The following is a 15,732-nucleotide window of genomic DNA, read 5'->3' as shown; positions in this document are numbered from 1 at the left end:
CGGTCAATGTGCCTTTGCAGCCTTCTTTTCCGGCTTCTCCATCATTTGTTGCGCAGCCCTGATGCCTGCAGCCATGGCGGGGTAGGTGCCCATTGCTTGCAGTGTGTCCTGCAGCATGGTGTTCAAGGGCATGCTATTACCATTGGCACTGATGGCCTCGGTTGCGGCCTTTTGCCAATCGGCCAGGGCGACCTGGCAACCCTTGGCGAAGTCAGTCTGATGGCCCAGCATGGCCTCGGCGACTTCCTGGACTTCCGCCAGGTGCGCTTCCATGCAGCGGCGGAACGCATGCGCGGGTAGGGTCGACAGGCTTTGCCAGTCCTGCGCCTGTGTCAATTCATCGACCTCTGCCTGGGTTTCTTCCACTGTGCGGTGCATCGCCTTGACCCCGAGCGCCAACCATTGCTCGCGGTTTTCCTGGATCAGTTCGCTGGTCCGCAACCACAGAGATAGCTGTGCCTTGATCAAGGTGACGGGCATGTAGTTCATCGTGCTGTTTGTGTTGCTCATGACGTGCTCCTTCAGTTGGTTCAAAGTCAGGCCATCAGGCTGATGGTCTTGCGAAATCGTGCCAGCGAGGCGCTGAACAGCACGCAGCCGATCACGAGAATGGCGAGGCACTGCGGCCAGATCACAGATAGATCGGCACCGCGATAGAGAATCGCTTGTGCCGCAGTCACAAAATGGGTTGTAGGTGCGGCAAGCATGATGTCCTGTACCAGTTGCGGCATGCTTTCGCGCGGCGTAGTGCCGCCGGACAGCAATTGCAGCGGTAGCAGCACAAGCACCAGCAACATGCCGAACTGCGGCATGGAACGCGCTACCGTCGCAAGAAAGATGCCCATGGAAGTGGTTGCAAAGAGGTGCAGGCTGGCAACCAGCATGAACAGTGCGATCGACCCCTGGATGGGTACCCTCAGCGCCAGCTGTACCACGAAGATCAGCGCCACGAGGGCTGCCATTGCGACGACCAGCCCCATGGACCAGACCTTGGCCAGCATGATCTCGGCGGGTGTGACCGGCATGACCAGCAGGTGCTCGATGGTGCCGTGTTCACGCTCGCGTATCAGTGCCGCTCCGGTCAAGATGATGGACAGCATGGTGACGTTGTTGATGATCTCCATCAGCGAGCCGAACCAGGCGTGTTCCAGATTGGGGTTGAAGCGCATGCGCAGGCTCAGCTCCGCCGGCATGGTGGTATTGCCGCGATAGCGCTGCAGGAACTCGCTGACCTCGCCATTCACAATCTGCTGGATATAGACGTTGCCAGTGAAGGCCTGACTCATGCGGGTGGCGTCCACGTTGAGCTGGATTGCCGGCGCCTTGCCGGCCAGGACGTCGCGCTGGAAGTCGGGTGGAATATCGAGCACGAAGGTGTAGCGGCCGGCATCGAGCCCGGCATCCACTTCGCTCAACGAGATCATGTCGGGCGTCTTGAAATGGGGTGGGTAGAAACTCGATACGATGCGGGCGGAGAGGGGCGAGGCATCTTCGTCCACGATTGCGATGGGTGCGTTGTGCAGGCTCTCCGGCATGGCGGTTGCCGCGACATAGATGGCGACGGTGAAGGTGTAGACGATGAGGACCAGCATCATCGGGTCGCGGATCAGGCTCCAGAGTTCCTTGATGCCAAGCCGGTAGACATGGTGGGCGGCCGTATGCATCTCAGGCCTCCTGCTTCTTGAGCAAGCCGATGGCGCTACCCAGGATCACCGGGATGGCGACGAGCAGCGGCCAGAAGCTATCGATCAGGCTGGCGGCATCCAGCGCCTTGCTGAACACGCCGCGGCTGATGGTGAGGAAATGCGTGGCAGGATAGATATGGCCGATCAGCGCACCGGTGCCTTCCAGCGACGACACGGGGTTGAGCAAGCCGGCAAACTGCACGCAAGGAATAATGGTGCCGATCATGGTCACGAACATGGCGGCAATCTGGCTGCGTGTGAAGGTGGATGCCAAGAGGCCAAAACCCGTGGAGCAGATCACAAACAGTAGCGCTGCCAACGTGAGCGTGGCAAAGCTCCCCTTGATGGGGACGCCGAATACCGTGACGGCCAACCCGGCCAGCAGGAAGAAATTGAGCATGGCCAACACGATGTAGGGCAGTTGTTTACCGAGCAGGAATTCACTGCGGGTCACCGGGGTCACGTAGAGGTTGATGATCGATCCCAGTTCTTTTTCCCTCACCACCGAGAGGGCGGCCAACATGGCTGGGATCATCATCAGCAGCATGGGGATGACGGCGGGCACCATGGCGGGCAGGCTTTTCACATCGGGGTTGTAGCGATAACGGGTTTCGATGCTGCCGGGACTGGACAGACGTACGCCAAGCCGATGACGGGCCATGTCCACCAGCCAGAGTTGGTGCATGGCTTGCACATAGCCGCGTATGGTCTCTGCCCGGGTCGGCATGGCACCATCTACCCAGGCGCCCACTTCTGCCTGGCCGCCTCGTTCCAGCGTGCGGCCAAAACCTGCGGGTAATTCGATGGCCAGGGCCAGCTCGCCAGCGCGCATGCGACGGTCGAGATCCGCATAGTCGGCGATCGGCGCTTTTTCGATGAAGTAACGCGAACCGGAGAGGTTGAGTGCGTAGTTCTGGCTCAACGCCGTCTGGTCGCGATCCAGCACTGCGTAGGGCAGGTCCTGTACATCCAGGCTGATACCGTAGCCGATGATGAACATGAGGATGGCGGTGCCGAGCAAGGCCAGCGTAGCGCGAACCGGATCGCGCCGCAGCTCGAGGGTTTCGCGCTGGGTGTAGCTCAGGGCCCGGGCAAGGCTGAAGCCCCGCCTGCGCTTGGGTGCCGCCTGCGGTGGTGCTGTGGTGGGGGAGGCCGTCGGCATCTCGTTACTCGCACCGGTTGCCTCGACCAGATAGTCGATGAAGGCGGCTTCCAGCGTCTCGCATCCACGATGCCGGATCAGTGCGGCGGGCGTATCGCTGACCAGTACCTTGCCGGCGTGCATCAGCGATATCCGGTCGCAGCGCTCGGCTTCGTTCATGAAGTGGGTGGAGATGAAGATGGTGACCTGATCCTTGCGGGCCAGGTCGATCATCAACTGCCAGAACAGGTCTCGGGCGACTGGATCGACACCCGAGGTGGGCTCGTCGAGGATCAGCAACTCAGGCTTATGGACCATGGCGACTGCCAGGGAGAGGCGCTGGCGCATGCCAAGCGGTAAGCTCTCCGGCAGTTGGTCGATGACCTCCGACAGGCCAAAACGGGCCACCATTTCGGCGACGCGACCGGGCAGGGCATCCGGGGGGACTTCGAACAGGCGGGCATGCAGGACGAGGTTCTGCGCTACCGTCAGCTCGCCATAGAGCGAGAACGCCTGCGACATGTAGCCGACACGGCGGCGCGTCGCCATATCGGCGGAATCCACCTCGTGCCCGAACAACCAGGCATGGCCGGCCGTGGCGGGCAGCAGTCCAGTCAGCATCTTCATGGTGGTAGATTTGCCGCAGCCGTTCGACCCCAGGAATCCGAAGATCTCACCACGACGAATGCGGAAGGCCACATCGTCGACGGCCACGAAGTCGCCAAAGCGCATGGTCAGTCCTTGCGCTTCGATTGCAACCGGTGTCTGCTCGTTCTCGAGCAGCGGCGGTACGATCACGGCTTCGTGACCACGACGTTTTTCCTCTGGCAGCAGTGCAATGAAGGCGGCTTCGAGGTTCAGACTGGCAGTGCGTTCCAGCAGCGAGGCGGGCGTGCCACTAGCCAGCACGCGGCCGGCATCCATTGCGACCAACCAGTCAAAGCGTTGCGCTTCGTCCATATAGGCGGTTGCAACAATGACGCTCATGCCTGGCCGCTCGGTGCGAATACGTTCGATCAGGTCCCAGAACTGGCTACGCGATAGCGGGTCGACCCCGGTGGTGGGTTCGTCGAGGATCAACAGGTCGGGATCGTGGATCAGGGCGCAGCAAAGTCCCAGCTTCTGCTTCATGCCGCCCGACAACTTGCCAGCAGGCCGATCCAGGAATGACTGCAGCCCGGTGCTGCGGGTGAGTTCATCAATCCTGCGACGCCGCTCATCCGGCCCATGTCCAAACAGACGGGCGAAGAACTGCAGGTTTTCCTCGACCGACAGGGTAGGGTAGAGATTCTTGCCCAGACCTTGGGGCATATACGCGATACGAGGGCACACGGCATCGCGATGGCTGGCATCCGCCATGCTGCCCGCCAGCGCCGTTACCACGCCATCCTGGACCGCGCGGGCGCCCGCCACCAGGGATAGCAGACTGGATTTGCCCACCCCGTCCGGGCCGATCAGGCCCACCATGCAGCCCGCAGGCAGATCAAGGTCGATCTGGTCCAGCGCCAGCGTCTTGCCATGATGCAGACTGACGCCCTGCAATCGGGCAACCACGGTGCCCTGGTCGGCCGGTGTACTCACTGCGGTACCTTCACGGCAAGATCGGCGGGCCAACTGGCTTGCGGATCAAGCTTTATCCACGCCACGCCCGGCAAGCCGGTCTTGACCTGTTTCAGATGCTTCTGCAGCAGGGCACGATCGATTTGTGACTTGACGCGAAACATCAGTTTTTGGCGTTCGCTGGTGGTTTCCACTGTCTTGGGGGTGAACTGGGCGGTACTCGCCACAAACGAGACGCGTGCAGGGATCACATACTGCGGTGCGGCATCGAGCACGATATGGACCTCGCTGCCGATGGCGAGCTTGCCGGCGCTCGCTTCCGGTACGAAGAAGGTCATGTAGACATCCGACAGGTCCACAAGATTGAGTACCTTGCCGCCGCTGGGCAGTACTTCGCCCGCCTGGGCAACGCGGTACTGCACCCTGCCATCGCGCGGCGCGACGAGGGCGCTGTCGTCAATATCGGCCTTGATGCGCGTGACTGTGGCTTCAGCCGCCGTCACGGTTGCCTTGGCGCCCGTGACCTGGGTGCGGGCGGCGCTGATGGCGGATTCCGCCGCGGCGACCTGGGCACGCGCCGCCGTGACAGCCGCCTGCACGCTACGGACGCGCGCGCGGTCATCGTCGAGTTCCTGGCCGGATGAGGCGCCTTCCTGGGTTAATGTCTCCGAGCGCGCGAGCCTGCGCTGCGCGGCATCCAGCTCGCTTTCGCGCTGCGCGACCAGGGCCAGCGCTGCCTGCCTGTCGCTTTCACGTACGGCGACCTGGGCTTCCGCGCTCGCCACGCTGCTGATGGACTGCTGCTGGCGGGCAAGGGCCTCGGCACGCTGGGCCTCCAGGGTCTGCACCTGCATATGGGCCAGGGTCTGGCCCTTGACCACGAAGTCGCCCTCGTCGGCCAGGATATCCTGCAACCGACCGCCGAGCTTGGTGGCGACATCGATCTCCGTGGCCTCGATGCGGCCATTGCCGCTGACAAAGCCGGTGCCGGGGCCGGTCTGCCGCATGGCCTTCCAGGCATAGGCGGCACCGCCGACCAGCAGGACCAGCAGGATGAGCGGGGCTAGGCGTTTCTTGAGTTGGGGTGTCATGGTCGTCATGGCAAGGAATCAGGGTTGGGCAGAGGCGCGGGTCGATGTACTGGAACCACCCCCCAGCGCGGTGTAGAGACCGACACGGCTGGAGAGTAGCGCCCGACGTGTCTGCACCAGTTGCTGCTGGGCAGCCAGCAGGTCGCGCTGGGCATCCAGGACTTCCAGGTAAGCGGAGGCGCCGTTGTCGTAGCGCAGTTGCGACAGCCGCGCGCGTTCGGTCTGGGCGGAGAGTGCGATCTGTGCGATGGCTAGCTGCTCTGACAGCCAATGTCGCGCTGCCAGGGCGTCGGCCACATCCCGGAAGGCGGTCTGTACGGTTCGCTCGTAGTTGGCGACGGCGATGTCGCGGCGGACTTCCGTCAGGCTCAGATTGGCCTGGCGACGGCCGGCATCAAATAGGGGCAGGGTCAGGCTGGGCGAGAAGCTCCAGGCCCGGCTACCCGGCTGGAACAGGCCATCGAGTTCAGCGCTTGCGCTGCCCAATACACTGGTCAGGGCGATGCGCGGGAGGAATGCGGCGCGTGCTGCGCCGATCTGGGCGTGGGCAGCCTTGAGCTGGTGCTCGGCGGCGACGATGTCCGGTCGATTGACCAGCAGGTCCGAGGGTAGGCCGGCATGGATCTCCTCCAACATGGCTTGTTCATCCAGTCGCAATCCCTGCCTGGGTAGATCGGGCTCGGTGCCGACCAGCAGGGTCAAGGCGTTGAGTTGGGTTGCCCGGGCTTGTTCGAGCTGTGATGCCAGTGCCAGTGCCTGGGTCAGCAGGGTCTCTACCTGGGTAAGATTCAAACGGGAGGTGGCGCCGACAGCAACCCGTCGTTTAAAAATGCGCAGGGATTCAGCTCGGCTGCTCACGGTCTCGGTAGCCAGTGCCAGCCGTTCGTCCAGTTCCCTCAGGGTGAAATAGCTGTTGGCGACCTGGGCAATGAGACTCAGGGTGACGGCGCGATGCGCGGCTTCGCTGGCCAGGTAGTTTTCCAGGGCGGAGGCCTTGAGGCTGCGTACACGGCCCCAGAGATCCAGCTCCCAGCTCGCCATACCCACACCAGCTTGGTATTGGCTACCGAGTAACGGTTGGCGGGTGAGGTTGAGATCGGCCGGAGTGCGCGAACGCGCTTCGCTCGCTTGCAGGGCCAGGGTCGGAAAAGCTTCCGACTGCTGAATGCCATAGGCGGCGCGGGCTTCCTCTACCCGCAGCAGGGCGATGCGCAGATCACGATTGTGTGCCAGCGCTGAGTTGATCAGCGTCTGCAATTGCGGATCAGTAAAGTAACCTTGCCAATCGAGCGCTGCCGCCCCCACGCCAACGCGTGGACCGGGAGTAGGGTAGGCCGCCGCCACCGGCATGGCCGGTTGGGTATAGGCCGGAGCAAGGCTGCCGCAGCCTGCCAGCAGCATGAGCGAGACGATCAAGGTGAGTCTTCGCATGGCTATTTCTCCAGCACGTAGTGGCCGGGTGCGTCGTAGAGGCATGGGTAGTCTGTGGATCCGACGTTGGGTGGCTTGACCTGTTTGCCCGAGCGGGTTGCCAGCCAATCCTGCCAAGCTGGCCACCAGGAGCCCTCGTGCGCATTGGCCTGCGCCAGCCAGTCGTCTGGGGGTATCTGGTTGCCGCCTGCCAGGCGCACCTGTAGCTGGTAGTGACGTTTGGAGGCACCTGGCGGGTTGACGATACCGGCGTTATGCCCACCCGAAGTCAGGACGAAAGTCAGCTCGGCGGCGCACAGATGATGCAGCTTGTAGACCGATCGCCAAGGCGCGACATGATCCGTAGCCGTGGCTACCATGAAGATCGGCAGGTTGATATCGCTGAGCGCGATGGGCTTGCCCTGCACCGGATAGCGGCCCTCGCTCAGGTCGTCGTTGAGAAACAGCCGACGCAAGTATTGCGAATGCATGGTGGCTGGCAGGCGAGTGACATCGGCATTCCAGGCCATCAGATCGTTCATGCTGCCTCGCTCGCCCAGCAGGTACTCGTTGACGACACGTGACCACAGCAGGTCATAGGAGCGCAGCATCTGGAAGGCGCCGGCCATCTGGCCGGCCTGCAGATAGCCGGTTTGGGCCATCTGTGCCTCGAGCAGGGCGACCTGGCTCTCATCGATAAAAAGGCCCAGCTCGCCCGGCTCGCAAAAGTCGGTCTGGGCCGCAAACAGTGTCAGGGAGGCAAGCCGCTTGTCACCGTCCCTGGCCATGGCCGCAGCGGCGATGGCCAGCAAGGTACCGCCCAGGCAATAGCCAACCGCATGCACCGGGCGTTCCGGGACGATGTCATTGATCGCCGCCAGTGCGGCATAGACGCCCAGGCCGAGGTAGTCATCCATACCCAGGTCCCGATCTGCTTCGGTCGGGTTTTTCCAGGATAGACAGAACACCGTGTGGCCGTGATCCACCAGATACTTGACCAGGGAGTTGTGCGGAGACAGATCCAGGATGTAGTACTTCATGATCCAGGCCGGCGTGATCAGGATCGGTTCGGCATGGACGGTTGGGGTCGTGGGTGTGTACTGGATCAGTTCCATCAACCGATTACGCATGACCACCTTGCCAGGGGTGATGCCCAGGTTGCGGCCAACGGCATAGTCCTCGGTGCCCGCTGGCGGCGCATGGCTGGCCAGTCTCTCCAGGTCGTCCAGGCCATGCAGAAAGCCGCGGACCAGGTTCGCGCCATGTTCGTCCAGCGTACGCTTGAGCACGACCGGATTGCCGAGTAACTGGTTGCCCGGCGAGTACAGGTCAAGTAGCTGGCGGGCGATATAGGCCACTACTGTCTCGTGGTGTGCATCCACGCCCCAGACGTCGTGGGTTGCCGCAGCCCACCATTTTTCAGTCAGCAGGAAGGACTGATGCAGCAGGTTGAAGGGCCATTGGCGCCATTCCTCCGCCATAAAGCGCTTGTCCTGGGCCGGCGGTACCACGCAGCAGTGGGTGGATGCCGGACCGTTCAGCAGGCAGTCCCGTGCATAGCTCGCCAGTTGCGCCTGCTGTTGCCATGCCAGTTGCGCCAGGCCCAGGCATTTGCCGGGGGAGATGGCGAGATGGACCGCCCAATCCGTCCAGGCCAGCAGGACGGAGGCCAGCGACAGGGAGCCGGTATTACGGGCCAGTGCGGCGTGGATGGGTAGATCGATACGATCGAGCGCATTGCTGACGAGATGGCTGGGTAGTGTGGGCGAGTTCATGGGTTGCCTGTGCCGGGCAGATGCTGCGCTTGCGACCGGTCGATGGTTGATTCCTGACCGCCCTAGGCTGACAGAACCAGGAGGGCGAGGGCTGACCTAGGTCAAAGCGGGATCAGATAGTCGGGAAACGTTGATGCTCGACCGGCTGGGAATTTACGCATGCTTTGCTACGCTGAAAGCCGCGCCAGCCCCTTTCGGAGACTCTTATGTCGTTTGCCTGTCGTTGCGGTATTACTCTGCTGCTTGCCTTGCTGAGCATGTCTGCCATGGCGGACATGCTGAAGGGGCCGGGTGAGGTACGGGAATTGACCAACCAGGTCATGGCCAAGGTGGGCGGTGGCGATACGCAGGCTGGCTTTCGGTTGGCCAAGCCCTACCTGGTCATCTCTCCAACTGATTTCGAGGCGACCCTCGACCAGATACGCAAGCAGCAGACGCTGATCGACCAGCGATTCGGCAAGACCATCGGTGCCGAGTTCATCAGTGAAGAAAAGCTGGGGGAAAGCCTGATTCGCATCGTTCAGTTGCAAAGGTTGGAACGGCACGCATTGCGTTGGAGTTTCTACTTCTATCGCAACAACGAGGGCTGGATGCTGGATACCTTCAGGACCGATGAGGATATCAGGCAGTTCTTCCCTTAGATCACCGAGAGACTTGCGCTGGAGAGCGCCGGGCAGTCGCATGACCGCGTGGTGCCCCTACATTGTCGATGCCCGTAGCGCCATGCCATTCACCACCCCAATCGACCCCCTGCCGCCCTTCGACGGTGGCTGCGCCTGCGGTGCCTTGCGCTATCGTCTGCATGCCTTGTCTCTGTTCGTGCACTGCTGCCATTGCACCCGCTGCCAGCGCGAGACCGGTGGCCCGTTTGCTCATCATGCGATGATCGAATTCACGCAGATGTCCACCCTCTGCGGCGAGCCGGAGTTCGTACTGGTGCCTACCGACAGCGGTGGCCGACACTGGGTGGCGCGCTGTCCGGTCTGCCGCACGGCGCTATGGAACGAGCACGGCTCACGCAAGGCCATCATCCGCTATGTGCGCGTAGGCACATTGGACCAGCCCGCCTTGTTCCCCCCGCTGGCACACATCTACGCCCGTTCCAAACAACCCTGGGTCGTCATCCCCGCGGATACGCCAGCTTTCAAGGCCTATTACGACACGCCCAAAACCTGGCCGACGGAGAGCCTGGCACGGTATGCGGCGGCCAAGGTGGTTAAAGCGGCAGAAAAAAAAGAGGCGTAGCGCAGTGAAGGCGCGCGTGGTGCCTTTTGTCCACCCTCCATCATTTCGTCACCTTGTGCTGGCATCATCTTGGCTTCGCCCGCACCGACCCTTGCTATTGCCATGCAGACATCCGCCCCCATCGTCATCGATGAACTCGATCATCTGGTCCTGACTGTCGCCAGCATTCCGCGTACGCTGGATTTCTACCGGCGCGTGCTGGGCATGGCGGCGCAGGAATTCAAGCCGGGCCGTTATGCGCTGCACTTTGGCGAGCAGAAGATCAACCTGCATGAGATCGGCAAGATCGTGGACCCGAATGTCCGGCATGCGACGCCTGGCTCGGCCGACCTGTGTTTCCGTACCCGTACGTCCATGGATGCCGTGATACGCCATCTGATCGAATGCGGCGTGCGCATCGTGCAGGGGCCAGTCTTGGCGACCGGGGCGCGGCGCAAGTTGCAGTCGGTGTATTTCTACGACCCGGACGAGAATCTGATCGAGGTCGCGAACGAGGTGGGGTAGGGCTCGGGATTCACTCGTTCCCGCCGGTCGCGGGAGAGTACGGTGTGGTGATGGAGTCACAAACCGCAGTGCCGGTAGGACCCAGCTTGCGGCCTACCACACCTCGCCCTAGTGGTTCGCCGCATGTGGCACCCAACAATTGTGGGTTGTGGTGACTGGCTAGAGTATCCACTCCAGTAAAAGTGCGTTACTGGAGACCTCATCATGAAAAAGCCGTTCTACCGCAGCTTGTACGTGCAAGTGCTCCTCGCCATTGCCGCCGGCGTGTTGCTGGGCCACTTCGAGCCCAAGCTGGGGGTGGATCTCAAACCCCTGGGGGATGGCTTTATCAAGCTGATCAAGATGATCATCGCGCCGGTGATCTTCTGCACCGTGGTTGCCGGTATTGCCGGCATGCAGGACATGAAGAAGATCGGTCGGGTCGGTGGCAAGGCCCTGCTGTACTTCGAAGTGGTCTCCACCATCGCGCTGGCCATCGGCCTGGTGGTCGCCAATGTGCTGCAACCGGGCAAGGGCTTCAATGTCGATGTCACCAAGCTCGATACCAGCAGCATCGCCAAGTTCACCGAGAAGGCGCAGTCGCTGTCCACGGTGGATTTCCTGACCAACATCATCCCTACCACCTTTGTCGATGCCTTTGCCAAGGGTGACATCCTGCAGGTGTTGCTGATCGCGGTGATGTTCGGTTTTGCCCTCTCGGCGCTGGGTGCGCGTGGCAAGCCGGTGCTGCACGCGATCGAAAGCTTGTCTGAAGTGATCTTCGGCATGGTCAACATGATCATGAAGTTCGCGCCTATCGGCGCCTTCGGTGCCATGGCCTTCACCATCGGCAAGTACGGCATCGATTCGCTGCTGCCCATGGCCAAGCTGATGGGTAGCTTCTACCTGACCTGTGCGCTGTTTGTGCTGGTGGTGCTGGGCCTGATCGCCCGCTACACTGGTTTCTCCATCATCAAGTTCATCGTCTACATCCGTGAAGAGCTGCTGATTGTGCTGGGTACCAGCTCGTCCGAGAGTGCCTTGCCCAAGCTGATGCAGAAGCTGGAACGCATGGGTTGCGCCAAGCCGGTGGTGGGCCTGGTCGTGCCGACCGGTTACTCGTTCAATCTGGATGGCACCAATATCTACATGACCATGGCAGCGCTGTTCATTGCCCAGGCGACCAATACTGACCTCACCCTGGGGCAGGAACTGGCCATTCTGGCGGTGGCGATGCTGACCTCCAAGGGTGCCTCAGGCATCACCGGCGCCGGCTTCATCACCCTGGCTTCCACGTTGGCCGTGGTACCGACGGTACCGGTGGCTGGCATGGCGCTGATCCTGGGTATCGACCGCTTCATGAGCGAATGCCGCGCGCTGACCAATATCATCGGCAACGGCGTGGCCACCGTGGTGGTGTCGAAGTGGGAGAAGTCGCTGGATGTGGAACAGATGAATGCGGCGCTCAATGGCGAAGTACCGGTGACAGAGGTTGAGGCTGCCGAAGCTGAGGCGAACCTTGGGCTGCCGGTAAGCCAGGTGGTCAGCGCCTAATAGCGGCTAAGTACCGACGAGGCGCCAGGTGTGGCGGGCGATGACCAGGTCTTCGTCCGTCGGGATCACCCAGCTGCTTACCCGACTGCCCGGCGTACTGATACGCCGGGCATTGTCTTTATTGGCGCCCGCGTCCAGCGTCAGCCCCAACCAGGCACAGCCTTGCCCGATGCGGGCCCGAAGTTCGGGATGGTGTTCGCCGATACCGGCTGTAAAGACCAGGGTGTCGAGTCCCCCCAGGGCGGCGGCAAGCGAGCCAATCTCGCGGACGATACGATAGGCGAACAGTGCGATCGCTTGTTCCGCGGCCGGGTCACCGCTTGCCAATAGGGTGCGCATGTCACCGCTGATGCCTGAGACCCCCAGCAAACCAGACTGGCGGTACAGCAGGTCTTCCAGGCGATCCACATCCATGCCGGGCTGTCGCAGCAGGTAGACCAGCAGACCGGGGTCCAGACTACCGCAGCGGGTGGCCATGGGTAGGCCGTCGAGCGTACTGAAACCCATGGTGTTGGCAACGCTGGTGCCATCCAGTACGGCCGTGAGGCTGGCACCGGCTCCCAGGTGGGCAATGATGATCCGACCTGCCGCGGCATCGGCATCCTGCTGCGCCAATGCCGTCATGAGGTATTCGCACGACAAGCCGTGAAAACCATAACGCTGAAGGCCTTGCTCGCTGAGCGCATGCGGCAGGGCATAGCGGCGGGAAACGGCCGGGGCGCCCAGGTGAAAGGACGTGTCGAAACAGGCCACCTGCTTGAGTGCGGGCTGCCGTGTAGCGATGGCGGTCATCGGCGCGAGGTTGTGTTGCTGATGAAGGGGGGCGAGTGGGATCAGCGCCTGAAGTTGCGTCATGATGCTATCGTCGACGATGACCGGCGCGGCGTAGGTATGACCGCCATGGACGACCCGGTGGCCGACCGCACGCAAGGTGTCTTGGCCCAGATGGCCGTTGATCCAGCCGATCAGATCACCGACTACGTCTTCGTGGGTGGCCCTGGCGTTCCAGCGGGTATCGACCAAGGTCTCGCCTTCGGCCGTATGCGCCGTCAAGCGCGGTCCGGTGCCGATGGCTTCCAGGACCCCGCTGGCCGTTTCGATCAGTTGCGCATCGCTACCTTGGTGGTACAGGCCGAACTTGATGCTGGAAGAGCCGGCGTTGAAGACCGCGACGGCATCACTCACCGTAGTACGGCGGGATCGCCGACTCCATAGACCGCATCCCGTTCTTCTATGCTGAGCAGCGTTTCCAGCCCGATGGTCAGCGTCGCGGCGGCGGCTTTGAGCACGTGCGCCCAGGTGGCGCCATTGGCAAACTGCATGCCGAAGGGATCCAGCGTGCCGCCTCGGTTGCGAAAACCCAATGCTGCCGTGTGTTGCGGACCGGTATCAATCCGTCGCATGGTCCCCAGCAGCGGCTCCGGTCGCGTGTGGCCCAGTATCACGCGAGCCCGGCTATGGTGGGGGAACAGTTCAGCCACGGCCTTGTCGCTCAGCACCGTCGCCGCTTCGTGCTCATCGCGCGGTTGCCGCAGCCGACCAGGCTCATAGACATAGACAACAGCATGGGCGATATCACGGGCATCCAACCGTTGGGAGGCACGTAGTACCTCGCTCAGTTGGTAGGCGCCTACCGCGACCAGGATCAACTTCTCATCTGCCGAGCCGCTGCCGACCAGGCGCATGGCGCCTTGCGCAACCAGCTGCTGGCTATCAGTCGTATGCAGGCGCAAGGGAACGGGCCGTTTGGGTGCGACGACGCACCAGATCTCGCCACGACGTCGATAGCAGGCATCCATGGTTGCGACGGCCGTGTTCCAATCGGGCGGGAACACCACACGAGCCCGGTCGCTCATTTCCGACATCCAGACTTCTGCCAGCGTCGTATCCTGATGCGAGAGTTCGTTCTTGCCGTTCTCCCAGGCGTGCGAGGAGAGCATGACCGGCCAGGATAGCCAACCGGCAGGGCGGCCGACTTCCGTCAGTTGCCGGGCAAAGTTCACCTCCTGCCGCATGGCACCCAGCATCTTGACGGCAAAGGCCTCGTAGCTGACCACCAGGTTCAGACCCGCCTTGTTGGCAATCACGGCGCTGACTACGGCCTCTTCGTTGAGGGCGGTGATCACCTTGCCATCGATGGCCTCGGGCGAACCTGTCTCCGGGTGGGTCGCCCGGTGGTGGAATCGGTCCAGCGTGTGACCCATGCCATTGCTGCGCAGCTCGTCAGGGTTGCCAACGCGTACCCGCAGGTCAGGGTTGGCGTCTGCCACCGCCAGGAAGGCTTGATCGGCGCCTTGCATGGGGGAATGCAAGGTGCCGGTCATCTCCTGCCAGGGGAGGAGCGCTGGCGGGATATAGCGGGGCGCGCGCTGCGTGAGGGCGTGGTCACGTTCCTGTGGTCGGCCATCCTGCTCGTGCGTGCGCAAGCGGGTCACGCTGCTACGCAGTTCAACCGGGTTGACCCAGAGTCTGGCTACTGCCGCATTGAAAATCTCGCGCAGGGCCTCGTCCTTCGCCGGATTACCACCGAGTGGCAAGTTGTGCGCAAGGTTGGTACCCGCTCCAGGGAAGCCATATCCCTTGGGTGCGTGGGCAATGGTGTAGGGCAGGCGTACCGGATAGCTGTGCAGGCCAGCTTTGATCGACTCGTTCTGGCTATTGAGGGCCTGTTCCATATTGAGTATGGTCCAGGCGAAAGCGGCAGGATCGGTCCCGTCGATCTCGACCGGTTCAAAGCCGTTGAGTCTCAGGTGGTCAATGAACCAGGCCACGCCACCGTCCTGCTCCAGGGAACTGCGTTGCTCAATCCGGCGACCGTTCAGGATCATGACCGGCAGCGCCATCCCGCAATCCTCACCACGCCACCAGCGCGGCGCCCAGTCTGAGCCACGTTGTTCCTCGAAAGCACCGTCGCTCAGAAAGGCGACCAGGCTCTCTCCGGGTAACGGCGCATGCACGTACTGCAACTCGCCAAAGCCCAGATAGCCACCCTCGATCGTGCCGCCTGCGGTGTGCGCATTGACATGACTGCCCAGCGGTACGGCTGGCCGGCCCAATGAGTCGATCGCGTAGCTGTAGAAGTCCTTGCAGAGCTGGGTCAACCCTTGATCGGTGCAGCTATAACGGCTGGCTTGCTCAGGGTGCAGATTACCGATGATCACGTTGACGGCGTCAATCGCCGCGACGCAGTGACCTTGCCCCATCATCCAGGCGCGCGTGTTACCGCTGAGCGCATTGGCGAGGAGGTAGCCCACGTAGGCCGGCACCATATTTAGGGCGCCGCCGGTATGGCCTTCTGGCACCGGCTTGAAGTCGTCGACGTTCAGCGGCTCGCCATCCATGCGGATATGGCGTGCGTAGGTCATATGCGCCACCAGCCACATGGCGGCGCTGCAGACCCTGTCTGCAGCGATCAGGCAGGCCAGCATGGCGTCAGCCTTGTCGGCGCCGCCACGCTGCACGGCCTGATCCAGCAATCGCTGCACACGGCGCTGGGTGTGGGGATCGTGCTGGATCACGCCGTAACCCTGGGCCCAGTGGTCAAAAGCGGGACCAAACTGCCCAGGCTGCGGCGCCAGCGGAGGCGGGGTAACGCTATCGGACAATGGGCGTCGGTAGGGGAATCCACGATGACCATCGCGTTTGTGGCTCAGCTCATCTTGCGGAGGGATGGGGGCATGGACCGACAGGTCGGGTTTGTTCATCGCGTGTCTCTCCTACCATGGGGGTCATGGTTTGTCTTTATTGTTCGTCGTCCGCCCCCGCATGAGCTTGATATGGGTCAAGTA

12 protein-coding genes are annotated in these 15,732 nt (G+C 62.2%); 4 read left to right on the top strand and 8 right to left on the bottom strand.

The window, feature by feature from the left end; translation table 11 throughout:
* Positions 1 to 3: 3 nt before the first annotated feature.
* From ACYVHK_RS11250 to ACYVHK_RS11225, 6 genes are read right to left on the bottom strand one after another with little or no spacing between them, the layout of a single operon-like run.
* On the bottom strand, positions 4 to 510 hold the full coding sequence (locus ACYVHK_RS11250; protein ID WP_460531458.1) for a phasin family protein: 507 nt from the start codon (positions 508 to 510) through the stop codon (positions 4 to 6).
* Between the two features lie 26 nt (positions 511 to 536).
* Positions 537 to 1,664, bottom strand: a complete 1,128-nt coding sequence (locus ACYVHK_RS11245; protein ID WP_460531455.1) for an ABC transporter permease — start codon at positions 1,662 to 1,664, stop codon at positions 537 to 539.
* A gap of 1 nt (position 1,665) precedes the next feature.
* Positions 1,666 to 4,407, bottom strand: coding sequence for an ABC transporter ATP-binding protein/permease (gene rbbA / locus ACYVHK_RS11240; protein ID WP_460531452.1), 2,742 nt, complete (start codon positions 4,405 to 4,407; stop codon positions 1,666 to 1,668).
* Complete coding sequence (locus ACYVHK_RS11235; protein ID WP_460531449.1) at positions 4,404 to 5,486, bottom strand: HlyD family secretion protein; 1,083 nt, start codon at positions 5,484 to 5,486, stop codon at positions 4,404 to 4,406. The genes rbbA and ACYVHK_RS11235 overlap by 4 nt, the downstream gene beginning before the upstream one ends.
* Before the next feature lie 9 nt (positions 5,487 to 5,495).
* On the bottom strand, positions 5,496 to 6,908 hold the full coding sequence (locus ACYVHK_RS11230) for an outer membrane factor lipoprotein domain-containing protein (protein ID WP_460531446.1): 1,413 nt from the start codon (positions 6,906 to 6,908) through the stop codon (positions 5,496 to 5,498).
* A 2-nt stretch (positions 6,909 to 6,910) separates the two neighbouring features.
* A complete protein-coding gene (locus ACYVHK_RS11225) occupies positions 6,911 to 8,662 on the bottom strand; it encodes a PHA/PHB synthase family protein (RefSeq protein WP_460531443.1) in 1,752 nt (583 codons plus the stop codon).
* 206 nt (positions 8,663 to 8,868) lie between these two features.
* On the opposite strand from ACYVHK_RS11225, the gene ACYVHK_RS11220 reads away from it, so the two are divergent.
* The 4 genes from ACYVHK_RS11220 to ACYVHK_RS11205 all read left to right on the top strand — a co-directional run bounded on the left by ACYVHK_RS11220 (position 8,869) and on the right by ACYVHK_RS11205 (position 11,944).
* The gene (locus ACYVHK_RS11220; RefSeq protein ID WP_460531440.1) at positions 8,869 to 9,303 is read left to right on the top strand and encodes a hypothetical protein; all 435 of its coding nucleotides are present in this window, start codon (positions 8,869 to 8,871) and stop codon (positions 9,301 to 9,303) included.
* A gap of 40 nt (positions 9,304 to 9,343) precedes the next feature.
* A complete protein-coding gene (locus ACYVHK_RS11215; protein ID WP_460531437.1) occupies positions 9,344 to 9,907 on the top strand; it encodes a GFA family protein in 564 nt (187 codons plus the stop codon).
* Positions 9,908 to 10,009: 102 nt separating this feature from the next.
* A complete protein-coding gene (locus tag ACYVHK_RS11210) occupies positions 10,010 to 10,411 on the top strand; it encodes a VOC family protein (RefSeq protein WP_460531433.1) in 402 nt (133 codons plus the stop codon).
* Between the two features lie 204 nt (positions 10,412 to 10,615).
* Entirely contained in the window at positions 10,616 to 11,944 is a 1,329-nt protein-coding gene (locus ACYVHK_RS11205; protein ID WP_460531430.1) for a dicarboxylate/amino acid:cation symporter, read from the top strand.
* A 6-nt stretch (positions 11,945 to 11,950) separates the two neighbouring features.
* Here ACYVHK_RS11205 and ACYVHK_RS11200 read toward each other — a convergent pair whose 3' ends face one another.
* Together ACYVHK_RS11200 and ACYVHK_RS11195 are read right to left on the bottom strand one after the other, a co-directional pair.
* Positions 11,951 to 13,129 carry an acetate/propionate family kinase gene (locus tag ACYVHK_RS11200; RefSeq protein ID WP_460531427.1) on the bottom strand — a complete coding sequence of 393 codons (1,179 nt, stop codon included), beginning with the start codon at positions 13,127 to 13,129 and terminating at the stop codon, positions 11,951 to 11,953.
* Complete coding sequence (locus ACYVHK_RS11195; RefSeq protein ID WP_460531424.1) at positions 13,126 to 15,648, bottom strand: phosphoketolase family protein; 2,523 nt, start codon at positions 15,646 to 15,648, stop codon at positions 13,126 to 13,128. The genes ACYVHK_RS11200 and ACYVHK_RS11195 overlap by 4 nt, the downstream gene beginning before the upstream one ends.
* Between the last annotated feature and the right edge of the window lie 84 nt (positions 15,649 to 15,732).

The sequence above is a fragment of the Chitinimonas naiadis genome (assembly GCF_054780835.1).
This window is presented reverse-complemented; position numbering and strand designations above follow the sequence as displayed.

What these genes read in the sequence shown, in the direction of transcription:
- ACYVHK_RS11220 (WP_460531440.1), top strand. Translation starts at nt 8,869, where the DNA reads ATGTCGTTTGCCTGTCGTTGCGGTATTACTCTGCTGCTTGCCTTGCTG.
- ACYVHK_RS11230 (WP_460531446.1), bottom strand. Translation starts at nt 6,908, where the DNA reads ATGCGAAGACTCACCTTGATCGTCTCGCTCATGCTGCTGGCAGGCTGC.
- ACYVHK_RS11205 (WP_460531430.1), top strand. Translation starts at nt 10,616, where the DNA reads ATGAAAAAGCCGTTCTACCGCAGCTTGTACGTGCAAGTGCTCCTCGCC.
- ACYVHK_RS11250 (WP_460531458.1), bottom strand. Translation starts at nt 510, where the DNA reads ATGAGCAACACAAACAGCACGATGAACTACATGCCCGTCACCTTGATC.
- ACYVHK_RS11215 (WP_460531437.1), top strand. Translation starts at nt 9,344, where the DNA reads ATGACCGCGTGGTGCCCCTACATTGTCGATGCCCGTAGCGCCATGCCA.
- ACYVHK_RS11210 (WP_460531433.1), top strand. Translation starts at nt 10,010, where the DNA reads ATGCAGACATCCGCCCCCATCGTCATCGATGAACTCGATCATCTGGTC.
- ACYVHK_RS11195 (WP_460531424.1), bottom strand. Translation starts at nt 15,648, where the DNA reads ATGAACAAACCCGACCTGTCGGTCCATGCCCCCATCCCTCCGCAAGAT.
- ACYVHK_RS11245 (WP_460531455.1), bottom strand. Translation starts at nt 1,664, where the DNA reads ATGCATACGGCCGCCCACCATGTCTACCGGCTTGGCATCAAGGAACTC.
- ACYVHK_RS11235 (WP_460531449.1), bottom strand. Translation starts at nt 5,486, where the DNA reads ATGACGACCATGACACCCCAACTCAAGAAACGCCTAGCCCCGCTCATC.
- ACYVHK_RS11225 (WP_460531443.1), bottom strand. Translation starts at nt 8,662, where the DNA reads ATGAACTCGCCCACACTACCCAGCCATCTCGTCAGCAATGCGCTCGAT.